This window comes from Mesorhizobium sp. WSM4983 (assembly GCF_029625765.1).
GTDB lineage: Bacteria > Pseudomonadota > Alphaproteobacteria > Rhizobiales > Rhizobiaceae > Mesorhizobium.
The window spans coordinates 139,701-157,798 of record NZ_JARTVM010000004.1; the positions used below are offsets into that span (position 1 = coordinate 139,701).

Consider the following 18,098-nt stretch of genomic DNA (forward strand, 5'->3'; position numbering starts at 1 on the left):
ACCTAGTACGGGGACTTCGCTAAGAGGGCACCGGCTGATAGAAATATGCGCTAATGCTAATACAATTGAAACGCATCCCTAAGGACGATGGCCAGACTGGCCAGCTTAGGTAAATATCGGCCGTGCGCTTCGCATGCTCGGCCATTCGGACGACCGAGGCCACGACAAGGCAGCGAAGCAAGCGCCTACCTGATCTGGAATCCGTGGGCCAACGGATCGCGGTCGTCCACAAAGATCGTATTGTGGCCAATAATTTGCGCCCATCCGCCGACGCTTGGCCGAATGCCTTTGAAAGGGCCAACGTCAACCTCCGCCTCGACACGGCCCTCGAAGACAGTGCCGATCAGGCTTTCCTGGCGGAAGCTGTCGCCAACTTTCAGGCGGCCCTTGCCGCGAAGTTGCGCCATGCGCGCCGACGTTCCCGTGCCGCCCGGCGAACGGTCGATCGCCTTGTCGCCGTAGAAGACCGCACCGCGGCCGTCGGCATCGCTGCCCAAGGGTTTGTCGCACCAGATGGCGTGGTGGACGCCGCTTATTCTCTCGTCCTCGGGGTGGGCCGGATTGCAGACAATCGCCAACGCGTCGCGCAGACGCCGGCTGAGGTCGACGATGTCGCTGGCCGACATGCCCTCCAGACCCCGCCAGTTTTCCTGCGGCTCGACCACCGCGTAGAAATTGCCACCATAGGCGATGTCGACCACGAGCCGGCCGAGCCCTGGAACATGGACGCCGACATCGGCCGCATGCAGATAACTGGCGACATTGAACATCCGCACGGAGTCCACGAATTCGCCCGGCTTCTCGTACTGGATGTCCACTCTTCCCGCCGGCGTCTCGATCGACAGCCTGCCCGGGATGCGCGGCGTAACGAGCCCTTCTTCCAGCGCCGCCGTAACCAGGCCGATCGTGCCGGCGCCGCACATCGGCAGGCAGCCGCTGACCTCGATGAAGATGACGGCGAAATCGCAGTCCTCGCGGCAGGCGGGATAGATGATGGCGCCCGACATGATGTCGTGGCCGCGCGGTTCGAACATCAGCGCCCGCCGGATCCAGTCATGCTCGCGCACGAAGAGCTCGCGTCGCTCGGCGATCGGGGCGTGCGGCAGCAAAGGTCCGCCGCCGGCGACCAGCCGAACCGGGTTGCCGCAGGTGTGGGCGTCGATGCAGAAGAAGCTGCGGCGCATTGATCTCTCCGTTCAGGCAGGCTTGGCCGCACCGGGTGCCCGGCTGCGCTCCAGCGCGCCCCTCGACAGCCGGTCGAGGAAGATGGCGATCGCCACGATCGACAGGCCGGCCCGCAGGCCGAGCCCCATCTCCATGCGGGTCAATCCCCGCGTCACCTCCGCGCCGAGGCCGCCCGCTCCGACGAGGCCGGCCAGCACGACCATAGCCAGTGAGAGCAGAATGCACTGGTTGAGGCCGACCAGCAGGGTCGGCTTGGCGGAGGGGATTTCTATCTTGAACAGGATCGATCGCGGCGAAGCCCCGGTGGCCTGGCCAAGCTCCAGAAGATCCTTCGGCACCTGGTTGAAGGCGAGCGTCGTGAGGCGCAGCATCGGCGGTATGCCGTAGACGATCGTCGCGATGATCGCCGGTACGCGGCCGAGGCTGAAGATCATGACGGCTGGGATGAGATAGACCCAAGGCGGTACCGTCTGCATGATGTCCAGCACCGGCCGGATCGCGGCCTCGAAATTCTTGGAGCGCGATGCCAGGATGCCGAGCGGGAACGCGATCGACACCGAGATGATCACCGCCACCGTCACCAGCGCCAGCGTCTGCATCGACGCGGCCCAGAAGCCGGCCAGCAGGCAGAATAGAAGCGCAACGGCCGTCACGACGGCAACCCTGGTGCCGACGAGAAAGAAGGCCAGAGCAACGGCCAAGACGATCGTCACATAGGCGGGCGGGTAGAGCAGGGCGACTTCGATGCCGCTGAGCACCGCCTCGATCAGTTTGGCCACGGCGTCGAAAAACGGATGGAAGTTGGTGTTCAGCCAATCCACCGCGGGGGCAAGATAACCCCCCGGCGAAAAGCGGAGCAGATCGAAATTCATCTTGCGCCTCCCTTGGCGCGGCTGGCCGCGCTTTGCGTGAGCCTGTCGAGCACCATGGTCAGTATGACGATGGCGATGGCGGCGTTGATAGAGGTTGCAATGTCGAGCGTGCGCACGGCCGAATAGATCGTCTCGCCGAGACCGCCCGAACCGACGATGCCGGCGATGACGACCATGCCGAAGGCCATCATCAGGCTCTGGTTGATCCCCGCCATGACGCTCGGGATGGCGAAGGGGAGCCTGATCTTGACGAACATCTGCCAAGGGGTCAGGCCGGTCGCGTGTCCCAGCTCCACGAATTCGCGCGGCGTCATTCGGATGCCCAGCGCAGTGAGCCGGATGGCAGGAGGCATCGCGACGATGAAAGTGGCGACGAGCGCGGTCGCCGGTCCGTAACCCAGCAGCGCGATCGCCGGAAGAAGATAGATGTAGGGTGGCAGCGTCTGGATCAGGTCGAGTATCGGCTCGAGGAAACGGTCGAACGCCCTGCCGAAACCCGCCACGATGCCGATCGGAATGCCGAAGAGCAGCGCCAATATGGTGGCGGTAATCACCAGGGCGAGCGTGCTCATGGTCTCGGCCCAGAGCCCCATGACCGCGCAGAAGACCAGGGCAAGCCCGGCGAGAACGCCGGCGAGGGCATTGATCAGTCGCCACGCGAGCAGCGCCGCGACCATCGCGATCAGGTAGAACGGTGCGAGCTGCAGCAGCCAGAGGACGCCGTCATAGGTTCCTTCAAGCCCGGCCCTCAGCGTTTCGAACAGCCAGTCGCCATTGTCGCTGATCCAGCCGAGAGCGGTATCGGTCCCGCTGTCGAACGCGTCCGTGATAGTCGAGATGTCCATGACGCTCCTCCCGAGCTATGCCGCTGCGAGTTCTCCCGCGGGCTTGCCGGCGACGCCGCGCAGCAGGCCGCGGATGGTGACGACGCCGACGACCGCTCCGTTCTCGACGACCGCCACCGCGTCGCGATCGGACTGCGTGGTGAGGTCGATGAGGGCGCCGATGTCGGCCTCCGGTGACGTACGGGGCAGGGCGTTCACGTCGCTATGCGGTTGCGCACTCTTGTATTCGCCCACTGGCGTCATCACGGAGTGCGCCTTGACCAGGTGAATCCTGGAAATGCCCGCCACGAAATCGGAGACGTAATCGTCTGCGGGTTTTGTCACGATGTCTTCAGCCGTCCCGACCTGGACGATGACGCCGTCCTTCATGATAGCAATACGGTCGCCGATGCGGATGGCTTCCTCGAGATCATGCGTGATGAAGACCGCCGACTTGCCGAGCGACTTCGTCAGTTGCCGGAACTCGTCCTGCAACTGACGGCGGATGAGCGGGTCGAGCGCGCTGAAAGGCTCGTCCATGAGGATGATTTCCGGGTCTGCCGCCAAGGCTCGGGCGAGGCCCACGCGCTGCTGCATGCCGCCGGAAAGCTCCGAGGGATAGCGCGATGTCCAATCGGCGAGCCCGACCTTTCCGAGGGCAGCACGGGCGATCTTGTTGCGTTCTTCCTTGGCGACGCCGCGCACCTCGAGGCCGAAGCCGGCGTTTTCCAGTACCGTGCGGTGCGGCAGGAGTGCCACGCTTTGGAACACCATGCCGATATTGCGGGCGCGCATGTCGCGCAGCTCGGAGGCATTGAGTTTGGCGATCTCCTTTCCCTTGACCGTGATCTTGCCGAGGCTCGGCTCGATCAGGCGATTAAGCAGACGGATCAGCGTCGACTTGCCGCTTCCCGAGAGGCCCATGATGCAGAAGATCTCGCCGCGGCGGACCTGGAGGCTAGCGTCGGCAACACCGACCACGCAGTTGAACTCCTGCAGCACCTGCTTTTTGGAGAGCCCGCGCTCGGAGATCGCCTTGACCGCGGCCGAGGCGCGGCTCCCGAACACCTTCCACACGGATTTGCAGTCGACCAACACTTCGTTGGGGGCATTCACGGTCATGTTCATTGCCTTCCCCATGGGCCACCAAATGGCTATCGTGTTTGGAGGCGGGCAGCCGGTTCGGCGGCCCGCCGTTGGTGTGATTACTCGCCCTTGATGTTTTCCCAGCGCTTCAGGAGATCGGCGTGAGCGTCGGTCCAGGCCTTGACGGCTTCATCCATCTTCTTGCCGTCGCTGACCGCGCCGTTGATGGCGGTAATATCAGCGAGCGGCACATAGACCGAGGCGATGACCTCGCGGGCATGCGGATGGTCGGCCGAGAAGCCCTTCTTGGCAATCCAGTAGTAGCTCTGCGGCGGCGGGAAGATGCCCTTCGGATCCTTGAGGAATTTCACGGGATACTTCTGCATCATCCAGGACGGCTCCCAGATGGTGACGGCGATCCATTCCTTGCGGTCGACGGCCGACTTCAGCGCAGCGGTCATCGCGGCGGTGCTGCCTTCGACCAGCTGGAGCTTCAGGCCGTATTCCTTGACCGCATTGGCGGCGTCGCGCATCAGGCCCGAACCCGGCTCGATGCCGACGATCTTGCCGCCGAACTTGTCGGCGTTGTCGTTGAGCTGCTCGGTCGAATCGATGGTCACGTAGTTCGGCACGGCGATCGCCTGGTAGAGGCCGTGCGAAACCGGAGAGATCTTCTCGAGGCGCTTCTTGTTCTTGTCCCAGTAGTCCTGCGCGACATAGTCCGTCTGCGAGGCGAGCAGTTGAATGTCGCCCTTGGTCAATGCGGCGTAGGCGATGCCCCATTCGGAAAAATCGACCACCTTGACGGTGTAGCCGGCGTCCTCAAGCACCTTCTTGGTGATGCCTGTGATGGGGGTGAGATCCTCCCACGACATCGTGCCAACGGTGATTGTCTTTTCTTCCGCCTGAGCGGACAGCATGGTCATCCCGACCATCGCGGCAGCGCAGAGCGCTTTCCACAACGTCTTCATGTTTCCTCACTCCTAAGTTTCCGTTTCCATTCCCGTTCGAAGACTTCGCGGTCTGCTCGGTCTTCACATTGCGCGGCGAGAACTCATCCCTCGCGGCCAGCACGCAATTCCTGCAAACGGATCACCGTGTTGATGCCCATCCACGCGAACGGTTCGGGAGGAAGCCGCGCGGGTTGGGGTTGATCCGCATATTTGTCGAGCATGTTCGACCGGGTGCCGGTCGCGAGATCCGCGGCCATGATGCCCGCGAGCGTGCTTTTCACGGTCCCAAGGCCGTTCTCGCAGCACGCCGAATAAAGGCCGTCTTCGATCTCGCCGAAGGCGGGCACGTGGTTGCGGCTGAGGCAAAGCCGTCCGGCCCAGACATATTCGAACGGCACATCCTTGAGGTCCGGAAACCTGGCATCGAGTGACGTCCGCTGCTCGGCGGCGATGCCGGCCAGGCGCTTCTCGCTGACCCGCACGGGCCAGTCATAGGTGAACCGGGTCCGGATCACGATCCGCGAGAGCCCGTCGTTGGTTATCTTCCGGACCGTGGCGCCCATCGGATCGGCCGGCAGCAATGCCCACCGGTCCTTGCCCGTCGACTTCGCGGTGAATGGGGCGGTCATCGATGCATAGGTGAAGATGTGCATCAGGCGGCCGCGGAAGTAACCGAAATCGTCGATATGGCCGTTGACGCCGAGGATGACTTTCGGCGCGGTGACGCTTCCGGTGCGCGACACCGCCTTCCAGGCTCTTCCGGCCCGGGTGAGCTTGAGCACCGGCGAGTGCTCGAAGATGTCGACCTTCGGTGCGAGCCCCGCCGCGAGCCCCCGGATATAGTCGGCAGGCTGGATCATCACGGCGCCGGGCGTGTAGAGGCCGCCGAGATAGTAGGACGACCCGGTGATTTCCCGCATGTCGCTCGCGTCGAGGAAGCGATGCTCTTCGCCGATCGTCTTGAGCGAGCGGCCGTAATTGGCATTGAGTGTCATGCCGCGTTCGGTTGCCGCGGCATTGATCTTGCCCGAGGGATCGAAGGTGCGCGCGGACATTGCGTATTCCGCGGCCGCCTCGGCGGCGAAAGCGATCGCGAAGCGATTCTCGGCGATCTCCGCCTTTGTTTCGGCCTCACCGGCGACAGTATATTCGCCCGACGACAAATTGTGCGGGGTGTCGATCATATAGCCGGAATTCCGGCCGGCGGGACCTTTGGCGACCTCTCCGGCTTCCAGCAGGACGATCCTGTCGCCCGGCCGAAGCTTTGCGAGCCGCCGGGCGGCGGAGAGGCCGGCGAAGCCGCCGCCGATGATCAGCCAGTCGGCCTTGATGTCGCCGTCGAGCGTGCGGACGGGGAAGCAGCGTCTGCTGATCGCCTCCCAGCCAGAGATTCCGGATTCAGCCGGAAGCCGCTTGACGACGAGATCGCTCACCGGACGGTCTCATCGACCGAACGGTCGGAGACGTCGATCCAGACCGTCTTCAGTTCGCAGTAATTGTCATGCGCGAAGACCGACTTGTCGCGCCCGCCGAAGCCGGATTCCTTGTAGCCGCCGAACGGTGTCGTCGCGTCGCCTTCGCCGAAGCAGTTGACGGTGACGACGCCGGCGCGGATCTCGCGGGAGAGCTTGATCGCCTTGCGCAGGCTCCCCGTGTAGACGGACGCGGTCAGGCCGTAATTCGTGTCGTTGGCGAGCGCGATCGCCTCGCCCAGCGAGTTGAACGTCGTCACCGACAGGATCGGTCCGAAAATTTCCTCCTGGAAGAGGCGGCTCGCAGGCGTGACGCCGTCGACGACGGTCGGCTCGATATAGGCGCCCTTATGCATGGCGCCGCCATGAGCGACCGAGAGCTTCTCGGTCTTAACGTCGCCGAGGAAGGATTTCACCTTCTCGAAATGGGTCTTGCTGACCAGCGCGCCGATGCGGTTTTCAGGGTCGAGCGGATCGCCAGTCTTCCAATCGCGCATATAGGCGCCGATCCGCTCAAGCAGCTCGTCCTTGATCTTTGCGTCGACGATGAGCCGCGAGGTGGCCGAGCAGTTCTCGCCCATGTTCCAGAACGCGCCGTTGACCACCTGTTCGGCGACGAGATCGAGGTCTTCGGCGTCGTCGAGAACCACGGCCGGGTTCTTGCCGCCGCATTCCAGCACGACGCGCTTGAGGTTGGAGTCGGCCGCGTAGCGCAGGAAACGGCGGCCGGTCGGCGTCGATCCGGTGAAGGCCACCATGTCGACGCCCATATGCATGCCGATCGGTTCGCCGACCTCCTTGCCACCGCCCGGCACGACATTGAAGACGCCGGCCGGAATGCCGGCCTCATGGGCGAGCTCCGCGACACGCAGCGTGGTCAGCGTCGTCTCCTGGGCAGGCTTGACGATGACCGAGCACCCGGCCGCGAGCGCCGGGCCGATCTTCCAGGCCAGCATCAGCAGCGGAAAGTTCCACGGCAGGACGCAGCCGACGACGCCGACCGGTTCGCGCACGACCATGGTCAGCGCCTTCGAGCCAACGGGCGCGGTGTTGTCGTAGAGCTTGTCGATCAGCTCGGCATGCCAGCGGATGGTATGGATCGTGTCCGGCACATCGACGGTCTGGCATTCGCGGATCGGCTTGCCGCTGTCGAGGCTCTCCATGACCGCGAGTTCGTGGCGGTTGCGCTCCAGAAGCTTGGCGAATTTGAGCAGGACGGTCTTGCGCTCGCCAGGCGCGAGATGCTGCCAGCGGCCGTCGTCGAAGGCCTCCCTGGCCTTGGCCACAGCGAAGTCGACATCGCTGGCATCGCAGGCCGCGATGTCGGCAAGCACCTCGCCGGTCGCCGGATTGGTCGTCCTGAAGGTCTTGCCGGAATTCGCCGGACGGAAGGCTCCATCGATGAAGGCATTGGTCGGGAATTGAATCTCGGCGGCGAGCGCCTTGTATTCGGCGGCGGTCAAAGGCTCATGCATTGGTTTGCTCCCGACGTGATCTGGGCGACCGTCCGCTTCAGCGTGGCGACGACAGTCTGGAGGGATCGCTTTTCTTCCGAATTGAGAGGCCGCAGCGGAGCGCGCACGCCGCCTGCCTTCAGGCCGATCAACTCGCATCCATGCTTGATCGACTGGACGAACTTGCCGCATTCGAGAAAGTCCATCAGCGGCAGCATCGCGCTCATGATGGCGCGGCCCTTGTCGAAGTTCTTTTCGAGCACGCAGGCCTCGTAGAGCGCGACGTGCTCGCGCGGCAGGAAGTTCGAGCCGGCGCAGACCCAGCTCCTGGCGCCCCAGGCGAAGAATTCCAGCGCCTGGTCGTCCCAGCCGCAGGAAAGCGAGATGTGCGGGAACTTGCGGGCAAGCCGGTGCAAATTGCCCATTTCGCCGGAGCTTTCCTTGATGGCGACGACGTTGCGGGATTTGCCGACGCGGGAGAAATACTCCTCGCCCATCATCACGCCCATGCGGGCCGGATAGTTGTAGAGCATGATCGGGAGGTTGGCCGCGCGGTCGACGGTGAGCGCATGAACCGCATTCTCGCGCTCCGTCGGCAAGGCATATGGCGGCGACGAGACGAGGATCGCGTCGGCGCCGATCTCCTTCGCCCCCTTGGCGTATTCGACCGAATCTTCGGTCCTGGTAGCGCCTGTGCCGATGACCAGCGGAAGGCGGGTGCCGATCACCTGCTTTGCATAAGCACCGAGCTCGAAGCGCTCCTGGGCGCTTTGGGCATAATATTCGCCGGTCGAACCGCCGACGATGATGCCGTGCACCTTGGCTTCGATGAGCGACTCGAGAACGTCGGCGAAGGCCGCGTTATCGATCTGACCGTCCGGACCGATCGGCGTCACCGCCGGCGTGTAGATGCCCTCAAACTTCAAGACATTTCTCCATCGATGGAGTGGCCGTTTCGACCAATGCGTCATTCGGCAAAACGGAGGCCATCCGCGAATTCCCAAGCGGGGATTCGCAGCGCTCGAAATCGGTTGATCGCGTTTGATAACGCGCAAGATTGCACGTCAGCATCCGAGAGTCAACACATTGTATAATTTACGTACACATAAAAAATATGGCACGAGTACAATTCTGGGAGCGGGCCCGTCGCGCATTTGCGGACATGGAGCAGGTATTCGGTGGCGTCGCCGCAGATCTCCCAGCTCTCCAGCAGAACCGATTCGAAGTGAAGTGAATTCGCGGGTACCTGACCAGCGGCTCCAGTCAGGTGCGGCTGATATTGGCCATCTCGACCCGCGGACCTTTTTTGCTTCACGACCATGCCGAGGCGAAGCGTTCCGCCCTTCTTGCCTTCCTCGGCGATCGGCGGTGCAAAAGGTCTGGCTGGAACAGGCCTGACGGATCGGTGCCCCGAGGTGGCGGCCGCGGAATCTGCCTCTTAAGCGGGAGATTTCGCTGCCGGCACCGGGCCCGGCAGCAGGCGTTCTTCCTATCCCGGCCGCAATCGCTTTCCTAAGCGGCCGTCAATTATCGCCGACCAGCGCGTCCGCCTTCATTCCCTGCGGCGCGATGAACATTTCCATGTTCTCGCGCGACAGTTCCCAGTGCTCGAACACCAGGTCGACGACGGCGTCCTCCTCATGCGCGCCGATGGCCGAGATGAAGCCGTCATGATGTTCGACCGCCGTCTGCAGCCGCTTGCGCATGTCGTCATTGCGTGGGCGGAAGAAGGTATGGCCGATGCGGGCGTGGTCGATCAGCAACCTGCCGAGGCTGGGTTGAAGATAGGCGTTGGCGGACATCTCGCCGATGATCTCGTGAAACCTGTTGTTCTCGACCACCATGGAAAGCGCGTCGCCCGACTTGCTGGCGGCGCGGAAACGCTCCTGCGTGTCCTTCAGGTCTACCATCTGCGAAGGCTTGAAATTCTGCACGGCCAGCCGGCCGATGGCGGCGTAGACCATGGGGGCGACCAGGAAGAATTGCCGAAGGGTCGAATGGTTCATCGGTACGACCCTGGCGCCCCGGTTCGCGCGGATCTCGATGTAACCTTCGCCCTCCAGCCGCCGGAAGATTTCCCTGACCGGGGTCCGCGACAGGCCATAGCGCTCGCTCAGCGCCACCTCGTCCAGATCCTCGTCAGGATCGAGCTCCATTGTCAGGATGCGACGCTTCAGATCGTCATAGAGACTGCCCTTGCTTCCCTTCATGGCGCACCTTCGGAATCGTCCTTGCCAATCGAAATACCTGGCAGTTGGAAGAGTCGCATGCGCTTGCAAGTGAGTCAACGGATTGTATTTTCTTGGTACACAATATATGACGAGATGGATCGGCTGGCTCGCCTCAAATGACAGCCCGGACGGCGATCTTGTCTGAATGAGCCTCGGATAACTCAAGGGACAGGTCCCGCAAAGCATGGCCAAGAAGTTTGCGTTTCTCCTGGTGCGCGATTTCACTTTGTCGCCGCTGTCGCTTTTCATCGACACGCTGCGGCTCGCCGGCGATGAGGGCGATCGCAGCCGCAGGGTCGAGTTCGACTGGCAGATCGTCGGCGAGCGCGGCCTGCCGATCCGGGCGAGCTGCGGCGTCGAATTGCTGCCGACCAAGGCGATCGGCAATCCGGAGGATTTCGACAACGTCGTCGTGGTTGGAGGTCTGCTCGACACCAACCGCAATCTCAGCGCTGAAAAGGAGGCCTTCCTTCTGCGGGCCGCCGACAAGGGCGTGCCGATAACCGCGCTGTGCACGGGAAGCTTCGTGCTGGCCCGCTATGGCTTGCTGGACGGCTACAGTGCCGCCGTCAGCTGGTTCCACATCAAGGATTTTCGCGCCGAATTCCCCGATGTGAATGCGCATGCCGACAGCCTCTATTCGGTCGACCGCGGCCGCGCGACATGTGCCGGCGGCACCGGCGCGGCAGACCTCGCCGGTTATTTCGTGTCGCAATTCATCGGTCAGAAGGCGGCGGAAAAGGCCGCCAAGATCCTTGTGCTCGATCGCATCCGCAACATCCGGGACGTGCAGCCCGTCGGCGACCTGTTTCCCAAAGCGTCGAGCCGTGCGGTGAAACGGGCCTTGCTGCTGATGGAAAGCAGCCTGCAGGAAAAGATATCGGTCACCGAGATCGCAAGCCGGTTGAATTGCTCCCGGCGCCAGCTCGAGCGTCTTTTCGCGACCGAGCTGGGCACAAGCCCGATGGCCGCGTACCTGGCGCTCCGGGTTCACTACGCCAAGTCGCTGCTGGAAGGCAGCGACCTGCAGATAGGCGACATCGCCTACAGGTGCGGCTTCGAAAATGCCGGGCACTTCAGCCGGGTATTCCGCCAGCACACCGGCATCACGCCGACCAACCTCAGGCATCCAGGCCGCTTGGCTGCTCAAGCGGCGAAGCAGTGAATTCCTTAAGGCCGATGCGAACAGGGGCTTGGTAGGCTACGAAATCCGCTGCCCGTTCTCGTCCAGCAAAACACAGCCGCTCGGATCGAACCCGAGCTCGATGATCTCGCCCTCCCGGACGATGCGGCCGTTGATCGGCGCGTTGGCGCGGATGCTCGTCTTGCCGCCGAAGTCGATCTCGTAAATGGCGCTGCCGCCGAGATAGGAGGTCGAGACGACCCGGCCGGAGAGCCGGTTGCCGCCTGCTGCAGGACCGACCGACAGTTTCTGCGGCCGCACCACCACGATGATCTTGCTGCCCGGCGCCAGCGGCCGCGGCGACATCACGTTGACCGTCTGGCCAGCGGCAAGCGTCACCGCTATCTGCCCGTCAGATCTGCTGACGGTGCCGGCAAGCATGTTGGCCTTGCCGAGGAAGTCGGCGACGAAGGCGGTGGCGGGCCGCTCATAGACTTCCTCCGGCGTGCCGATCTGCTCGACCGAGCCGGCGTTCATCACCACGATGCGGTCCGACATGGAGAGCGCTTCTTCCTGGTCGTGGGTGACGAAGATGGCGGTGATGCCGGTTGCCTTCTGGATCTTCTTGATCTCGACGCGCATCTCCTCGCGCATGTTGGCGTCGAGCGCCGACAGCGGCTCGTCGAGCAGCAGCACCTGCGGTTCGAAGACGATGGCCCGCGCCAGCGCGATGCGCTGCTGCTGCCCGCCCGACAATTGTGAGGGCAGCTTCTTCTCGCTGCCCGGCAGCCGCACCATGTCGAGCGCCCGGCCGACCCTGCGCGCGATCTCGGGCTTCGGCACGTTGCGATACTTCAGGCCGAAGGCGACATTGTCGAACACGCTCTTGTGCGGGAACAGCGCGTAGCTCTGGAACACCAGGCCGATGTTGCGCTTGTAGATCGGCACGTCGTCGACCCGCCGCCCATCGATCATGATCTGGCCGCCCGAAATGTCGACCAGCCCGGCGATGGAGCGCAGGATCGTCGTCTTGCCGCAGCCCGACGGCCCGAGCAGGGTGACGAAACTGCCCTTGCGGATCGACAGCGAGAAGTCGCGCACCGCGACGAACTTGCCATAGGCGATGTCGATGTCGCGGAACTCGACCGCTGGCTGCTCCGCACTCATGTTGGGAGCTGTGCCGGGTGCCCCGGCCGAGACCGGCCGGGGGCTGAGTGACGCTTCGCTTCTGTCAGGCACCTTTCGCGATCCTGTCCCACTGCTTGGTCCAGGCGTCCTCGTTGGTCGCCCAGTAGACCGGATCGGCGAAGGTCAGCGCCTTCATCGAGCCGGTCTTGTCGAAAGCCGGCAGCTTCTCGATCTTCTCGGTTAGCTTCACCTTGGTCGGGTCGAGCGACGGCGGGTAGCTCTGGCCCTCGGCCACCGCGATCGAGGTCGCCGGATCGAGCATGAAGTTGATCAGCTCTTCGCATTCGGTCATCGGCGAGCCTTTCAGGATCAGCATGTCCTCCATCCAGGCATAGGAGCCCGCCGGATCGAGATAGCCGATCGGATGGCCCTGATCCTGCAGGGCGGCGACGCGGCCCGACCAGGCGTCGGTCACCACGATCTCGCCCTTGGACAACAGGTCCATCAGTTCCGCGCCGGAGCTCCAGAATTTCTTGGCGAGGTCGCGCGTCTCGCGCACCTTGGCCCAGATCGTATCCATGTCCTTGATGTTGTTGGGATCCTGTCCGGTGGCCAAAGCCGCGTACCAGACGCGGGTGGTCATGTCGGCATAGCCGCCGACCTTGCCGGCGTATTTCTTGTCGAGCAGCAGGCCGGCACCCTTTTCCTTCGCCTCCTCGGGCGAGATCACCTTGGTGTTGTAGGCGATGCCGGTGGTGCCGTAGTCGTAGGGCACCGCCGAGAGCTTTGGCGTCAGCTTGCGGAACGGCTCGATCATCGGCTGCAGCACATTCGCCATGTTGGGAATGTTGGCCTCGTTGATCTCCGAGTTCATGCCGGCATTGACGTATTTGATGTAGTAGTTGACGCCGGACGAATGCACGATCTGGAAGTCGCCTGGCTTCGCCGTCTTGATCTTGGTGATGATCTCGTTCTCGTCGCCGAACGTGCCCTGGACCACCTTGATCTTGGTCTTGGCTGTGTAGGGCTGGAAGGCGTATTTGTCGATCGCCTCCTGCACGGTTCCGCCCCAGCCGTCGAAGCGCACCTGCTCGACCGCGGCGAGCGCGCGGCTCATCCACGGCATGGAGAGGCCCGCCGAGGCCGCGGCGGCGGCGGTCAGGCTCAGAAAGGTGCGGCGGCTCAAATCGCCGTTCACGTAGCGGTCATGCAGCCGTTCCAGCCGTTTGGTGGTGGATAGTTTCATCTTGCTTCCTCCTTTGGTTCGCCTCGTCTTCTCAATTTTGTCAGGCTTTGCATGAGAATGCCGCCAATCAGCGGGATGCCGACGGTCACCAGGATCATGACCGTGCCCAGCGCATTGATCTCCGGGCTGATCGAAATCTTCAGCATCGAAAGGATTTGGGTAGGCATGGTCTCGACGCCGGCCGGCCGCCAGAACAGGCTGGCCGAGGTGTTGTCGAACGAGATGGTGAAGGCGAGCAGCGCGCCGGCAACGACCGCCGGGATGAGCAGCGGCAGCGTGATCTCGCGGAAGGACGAGAAGCGCGAGGCGCCGAGCGAAAGCGCGGCCTCCTCATAGACGCGCCGGATGCCCACCATGCGCGCCTGGGTGATCAGCACCACATAGGGCACGGCGAGCAGAATATGGCCGAGCACCAGGAGGAGCAACGTTCGCGGCTGGTCGACCGCCTTGATCAGCACCAGGAGGCCGACGCCCAGAATGGTTTCGGGCACCAGCGCCGGCAGGATCACCAGCGTGCTCAGCGTCTGCTTGCCGGGGAACTCGAAACGCACCAGCGCGAACGAGGTGACGACGCCGATCGCCGTGGTGGCGGCCGCAGTGACCAGGGCGATCCACAGCGACGTTCGGAACGCGGCCAGCACCGCCTCATTGGCCATCAGCTTGCCGTACCATTGCAGCGAAAAGCCAGTCATCGGGAAGCCGCCGAACATCGAGGCGTTGAACGACAGGATGACGGTCGCCGCAATGGGCGCGAACATGAAGATGTAGACGCAGAGCGTGACGAAGCCAGTCAGCCGCCAGGCCCATCTGCCTTCCTCTTTCCGGCGTGCAGGCTTCATCCGCCCAATCCCCTCATCCTCCAAGGCCTTTGACGATCTGCGACATGCCCATGTAGCGGGTGTAGATGGCGGCGAAGAAACCGAGCACGACGAACAGCACGATCGAAAGCGTGGCGCCCATCGGCCAGTTCAGCTCGCTCATGATGGTGTCGTAGATCAGATTGCCGAACAGCGCGTCGCGGCCCGAGCCCAGAAGCTGCGGCGTCACATAGCTGCCGGCGGCAAGCACGAAGCAGAGCAGCAGGCCGGCCGCGAGGCCGGGCAGCGAAAGCGGCAGCGTCACCTCGCGAAACGCCTGCGCACTGGTGCAGCCCATCGAGCGGGCTGCCGCAATCAGCGTGCGGTCGATGCTTTCCAGGCTGACATAGACGTTGAGGATCATGTAGGGCAGCAGGAAATGCAGCAGCCCCATGATCACCGCGCCCTCGGTGTAGAGCATCGGCAGCGGCTCGCTGACAATGCCCAACTTTATGAGCGCCACGTTGATGACGCCCTGTTCGCCGAGAATGTTGATCCAGGAAAAGGTGCGGATGGTGAAGCTGATCCAGAACGGCACGATCAGCAGGAGAAGCAGCAGCCACTTGTGCCTGAAGCTCGTCGCCCAGATGAAATAGGCCGGAAAATAGCCGAGCACGCCGCAGAGCAGCGCGGTGATGGCGCCGACCCGCAGCGTCTTAAACAGGAAGCCGTGATAGTAGCTGTCGGTGAGGAATTCGTGCCAGTTCGCGGTTGTCAGCGCGCTGGTTTCCACGCCGGCGGTGACGAAGGTGAAGAAGGTGTAGACCGACATCACGGCGATCGGCAGCACCAGGAAGAAGATCAAGAGCAGCAGCACCGGCGCGATAAGCATCCAGGCCAGCCGTGGATCATACAAGGTCCATCGATTTTTCATGCGCACCCGAAGGTCCGCGCTTTCTTTGAAGCGCTTCTGTTCCCGCAGCTCAGATTGGGTGATTGGGAGCGCGATGTCTACAGGCGGCGATTGAGCCAGAGAGCCTCCGACTGTTGGCGATCGCGTCGTGCCGTGCCTCCACGCAAACAGTCCAGGCAAGCAAGGGAAAGGGCCCGACATCGGGCCCTTCCCATTCTACCGGACACTCGGTGCGGCTGGATCAGGTAGCGCCAATTGGCGGAGGGAATGACCGCTTTGACCGCCCCCTTATTTCAGCCCAATGGTCATGCCGCTGAGATCGGCATTGATCTGCAGGCCTACCTGCCGGCCTGTGAGCTGGAGCTCGGCGCCCTTGTCGTTGGTCATGACGATCACCTGAGCGCCTCTGCCGAGCGCGCCGCCGCCGCCCGCTGCGCCGTACACTCCCGCCACGTCGCGGGCGCGGCGAATGTGGCGCACTGTGCCTTTGAAATAGGTCTTGGAAGCCCCGAAGGCGAGACCGCCCGAGATGCCCCCGATCGAGATGGGATAGTTGCGACCACGGAAGGTCAGCGTCCCTTCGCCGCCGGCGCCGCCGATGAAGAAGGCCGCCTTATAGATGGAGAAGCGGATCGTGCCGCTGTCGGCGTGAGCAGCGCTGGCAAAGCTCACGCCGACAGCGGCGATGACCGCAATCGCGGCTGAACGAATTCTGGACATGGTGAGACTCCTCGAAAGCGCCGATTGCCCAACCGGCAGGGCACGTCAGCGTTGTATGAAACGATAGCTGAACAGTCTCGCAGGTCTTTTGGTTCCAAGGCTGGCGGATTGAATCCGGTTGCGAGAGGACGCCACGAAAGCAGGCGCCGTAGCGTCGTGTAGCTATCTCGGGGTCTCATCGGCTCGGTCAGCGCCTCCTCCGCGCGCTGCGGACTCAGGCGCCCAATTCTTGCCTGTGCGCCTTGACGAGGTCGGCCATGCTGTCGAAGCGGAAATCCACATTTGGCATGTAGCCGGGGTGCATCGTGGCGCCGAAGCCCTGGTCGGCATGACGGCGATAGATCCAGCACGATGCCAGGCCGACGCGATTGGCGGGAGCGTGATCATGGAACATGCTTTCGGCAGTGTGCAGGACTTGGCTTTTCTCCACCCCGATCGTCGCCAGCTTTTCGAGCATATAGTCGAAGTTGCGGGCGGAGGGCTTGTAGGAGCCGATGTCCTCTGCCGTGTATATCGCGTCGAAGTCGACGCCGAGCTTCTTGTTGCTGAACGAAAAGCTCTTGTTGTCGACGTTGGAAAGGATGATCAGCTTGTAGTGCTGCTTGAGATACCGCAAGGCTTCCGCCGAGTCGGCAAAGGCCGGCCAATCCTTCACGCTTTCGCCATAGGCCGTGCATTCCTCCGCGGTGGCGACGACGCCCCATTCCTCGGCAAGCCGCTTGTAGACGATCGACAGAAGATCGCGGTAGCGTCTTGCCGGAGTCCAGTTCTGCTGGCTGGATTCGTGCCGGGCATGCGCCTCGAGGATTTCGTCGCGGCTCAAACGGCCGCCGGCGCGCTCTGTCAGCGGCTTCAGGCCCTCGATCATGCCGGATTCCCAGTCGATGAGCGTGCCGTAGCAGTCGAAGGTCAGGGCCTTGAAATCGGTCAGCTTCATGGATTGCACTCCTTGTTGGTGTCGCGTGATTATCCGGCAGGCTGCTCGCATGAGCTCAGACGCGCCTCGTCCTTCGATGCAGCGCTCCTCGATGCCGTCAGCCAGACACCGAACAGGGTTACCGCCAGGCCGAGGAACATCGCTCTCGATAGCGGTTCGCCGAAGATCAGCCACGCCCAGAGCATCGTCACCGGCGGGCTGAGATAGACCACGCTGCTGACCTGTGCGGCGGTGTAGTGACGCAGGCTCATATAGTAGACGCCGTAGCAGAAGAAGGTCGAGAACAGCACCAGCCACGCCATGCCGAATTGGAAACGCCCATCGAGCGGCGGTGTCAGGCCGCCGTTCCATTCGGCGCAGGCGGCAAAGAGGATCGCCGCCGTCAGGCATTGAATGCACAAGCTCTGATGGATGGGCATATCGATCGTCCTGATCCGCTTCTGCACCACGGTCGCCAGGGCGAACACCAGCATGGAAGCCACCGTGAGGACATAGGCCCAGACCGGTGCTTTGCCGAGACTGAGGCTGTCCAGGGAGACGATAAGGACGCCCGTTACGCCCAGGGCTGTTCCGATCCATTGTCTTGCGCTCAGCCGGTGGCCGAGAATGGGCTGCGACAGCGCCGCGATGGCGAGAGGGACAAGATCGGAGATCAGCGCGACAAGGCCGGTCGGAACGCGCTGGCCGATGGCAAGGGCGAATCCGCCTAGATAGAGGAACATCGTCGCCACGCCGAACGCCATCTGCTGCGCCAAGGCGCGCCCGCTGATGCGCTGCCCGATCAAAAGAGCAAATGGCAGAAGGATAAGTCCGGACAAAAAAGTCCGCCAGAACAGGACCAGCATGACGTCGGCGTTCTCGCTGGCGTAGCGGATGCCGACGAAGCCGGAGCTCCAGCTTAGGACCAGGGCTGCCGCCACGGTCGGCCATACCAGAGGATGAGGCTTGTTCTGCAGAAGCGTCATGGGCTGTCTTTATTCGAGCGGTGCGCCATGCTCCTGAAGCGGATCACCAGCGCTGTCTGGCGCAGACTTATGGCTGCACACTCGCTGCCTTGCACATGACAAATTTCGATAGGCTCATGAAACAGCTACGAACAATGACATAAATATTTGCCCGAAAACCCGCTCTGTGTCAGAGATTTGGCGCGGTGCTTT

At 62.9% G+C, this 18,098-nt stretch carries 17 protein-coding genes and 1 pseudogene; 1 reads left to right on the forward strand and 17 read right to left on the reverse strand.

Going from position 1 to position 18,098, the window contains the following annotated elements; genetic code table 11:
- Positions 1–185: 185 nt before the first annotated feature.
- The 10 genes and pseudogenes from P9254_RS14635 to P9254_RS14680 all read right to left on the reverse strand — a co-directional run bounded on the left by P9254_RS14635 (position 186) and on the right by P9254_RS14680 (position 10,056).
- Entirely contained in the window at positions 186–1,184 is a 999-nt protein-coding gene (locus tag P9254_RS14635; protein ID WP_278056694.1) for a 4-hydroxyproline epimerase, read from the reverse strand.
- A gap of 12 nt (positions 1,185–1,196) precedes the next feature.
- A complete protein-coding gene (locus P9254_RS14640; RefSeq protein ID WP_278056538.1) occupies positions 1,197–2,057 on the reverse strand; it encodes an ABC transporter permease in 861 nt (286 codons plus the stop codon).
- Positions 2,054–2,902 carry an ABC transporter permease gene (locus P9254_RS14645; protein WP_278056696.1) on the reverse strand — a complete coding sequence of 283 codons (849 nt, stop codon included), beginning with the start codon at positions 2,900–2,902 and terminating at the stop codon, positions 2,054–2,056. Before P9254_RS14645 ends, P9254_RS14640 begins: the two co-directional genes overlap by 4 nt.
- Positions 2,903–2,917: 15 nt before the next feature.
- Positions 2,918–4,009, reverse strand: a complete 1,092-nt coding sequence (locus P9254_RS14650; protein WP_278056697.1) for a quaternary amine ABC transporter ATP-binding protein — start codon at positions 4,007–4,009, stop codon at positions 2,918–2,920.
- 77 nt (positions 4,010–4,086) lie between these two features.
- Positions 4,087–4,938: a glycine betaine ABC transporter substrate-binding protein gene (locus P9254_RS14655; RefSeq protein ID WP_127217286.1), complete on the reverse strand. Its 852-nt coding sequence runs from the start codon at positions 4,936–4,938 to the stop codon at positions 4,087–4,089.
- A gap of 83 nt (positions 4,939–5,021) precedes the next feature.
- On the reverse strand, positions 5,022–6,353 hold the full coding sequence (locus tag P9254_RS14660) for an NAD(P)/FAD-dependent oxidoreductase (RefSeq protein WP_278056699.1): 1,332 nt from the start codon (positions 6,351–6,353) through the stop codon (positions 5,022–5,024).
- Positions 6,350–7,867, reverse strand: coding sequence for an aldehyde dehydrogenase (locus P9254_RS14665; protein ID WP_278056701.1), 1,518 nt, complete (start codon positions 7,865–7,867; stop codon positions 6,350–6,352). The genes P9254_RS14660 and P9254_RS14665 overlap by 4 nt, the downstream gene beginning before the upstream one ends.
- Positions 7,852–8,772: a dihydrodipicolinate synthase family protein gene (locus tag P9254_RS14670; protein WP_278056703.1), complete on the reverse strand. Its 921-nt coding sequence runs from the start codon at positions 8,770–8,772 to the stop codon at positions 7,852–7,854. The genes P9254_RS14665 and P9254_RS14670 overlap by 16 nt, the downstream gene beginning before the upstream one ends.
- 218 nt (positions 8,773–8,990) lie before the next feature.
- Positions 8,991–9,209 (reverse strand): annotated as a pseudogene (locus P9254_RS14675) (ABC transporter substrate-binding protein); the annotation flags it as partial.
- A gap of 160 nt (positions 9,210–9,369) precedes the next feature.
- Complete coding sequence (locus P9254_RS14680) at positions 9,370–10,056, reverse strand: GntR family transcriptional regulator (RefSeq protein WP_066993109.1); 687 nt, start codon at positions 10,054–10,056, stop codon at positions 9,370–9,372.
- A 205-nt stretch (positions 10,057–10,261) separates the two neighbouring features.
- Between P9254_RS14680 and P9254_RS14685 the strand changes: the two genes are divergently transcribed.
- A complete protein-coding gene (locus P9254_RS14685; RefSeq protein WP_278056704.1) occupies positions 10,262–11,242 on the forward strand; it encodes a GlxA family transcriptional regulator in 981 nt (326 codons plus the stop codon).
- A 36-nt stretch (positions 11,243–11,278) separates the two neighbouring features.
- On the opposite strand, the gene P9254_RS14690 is transcribed toward P9254_RS14685, so the two are convergent.
- The 7 genes from P9254_RS14690 to P9254_RS14720 form a co-directional block, all read right to left on the reverse strand.
- Positions 11,279–12,439, reverse strand: a complete 1,161-nt coding sequence (locus P9254_RS14690; protein ID WP_278056707.1) for an ABC transporter ATP-binding protein — start codon at positions 12,437–12,439, stop codon at positions 11,279–11,281.
- Entirely contained in the window at positions 12,432–13,574 is a 1,143-nt protein-coding gene (locus P9254_RS14695) for an extracellular solute-binding protein (RefSeq protein ID WP_066993114.1), read from the reverse strand. The genes P9254_RS14690 and P9254_RS14695 overlap by 8 nt, the downstream gene beginning before the upstream one ends.
- A complete protein-coding gene (locus P9254_RS14700) occupies positions 13,571–14,413 on the reverse strand; it encodes an ABC transporter permease (RefSeq protein WP_278056709.1) in 843 nt (280 codons plus the stop codon). Before P9254_RS14700 ends, P9254_RS14695 begins: the two co-directional genes overlap by 4 nt.
- 13 nt (positions 14,414–14,426) lie before the next feature.
- Positions 14,427–15,305 carry an ABC transporter permease gene (locus P9254_RS14705; RefSeq protein WP_127239835.1) on the reverse strand — a complete coding sequence of 293 codons (879 nt, stop codon included), beginning with the start codon at positions 15,303–15,305 and terminating at the stop codon, positions 14,427–14,429.
- Between the two features lie 267 nt (positions 15,306–15,572).
- Positions 15,573–16,004 (reverse strand): hypothetical protein, encoded by a 432-nt coding sequence (locus P9254_RS14710; RefSeq protein ID WP_066993122.1) that lies wholly within the window; start codon positions 16,002–16,004, stop codon positions 15,573–15,575.
- Between the two features lie 214 nt (positions 16,005–16,218).
- Complete coding sequence (locus tag P9254_RS14715; RefSeq protein WP_278056710.1) at positions 16,219–16,941, reverse strand: haloacid dehalogenase type II; 723 nt, start codon at positions 16,939–16,941, stop codon at positions 16,219–16,221.
- 29 nt (positions 16,942–16,970) lie between these two features.
- Positions 16,971–17,906: a DMT family transporter gene (locus P9254_RS14720; protein ID WP_127335181.1), complete on the reverse strand. Its 936-nt coding sequence runs from the start codon at positions 17,904–17,906 to the stop codon at positions 16,971–16,973.
- Positions 17,907–18,098 lie beyond the last annotated feature (192 nt).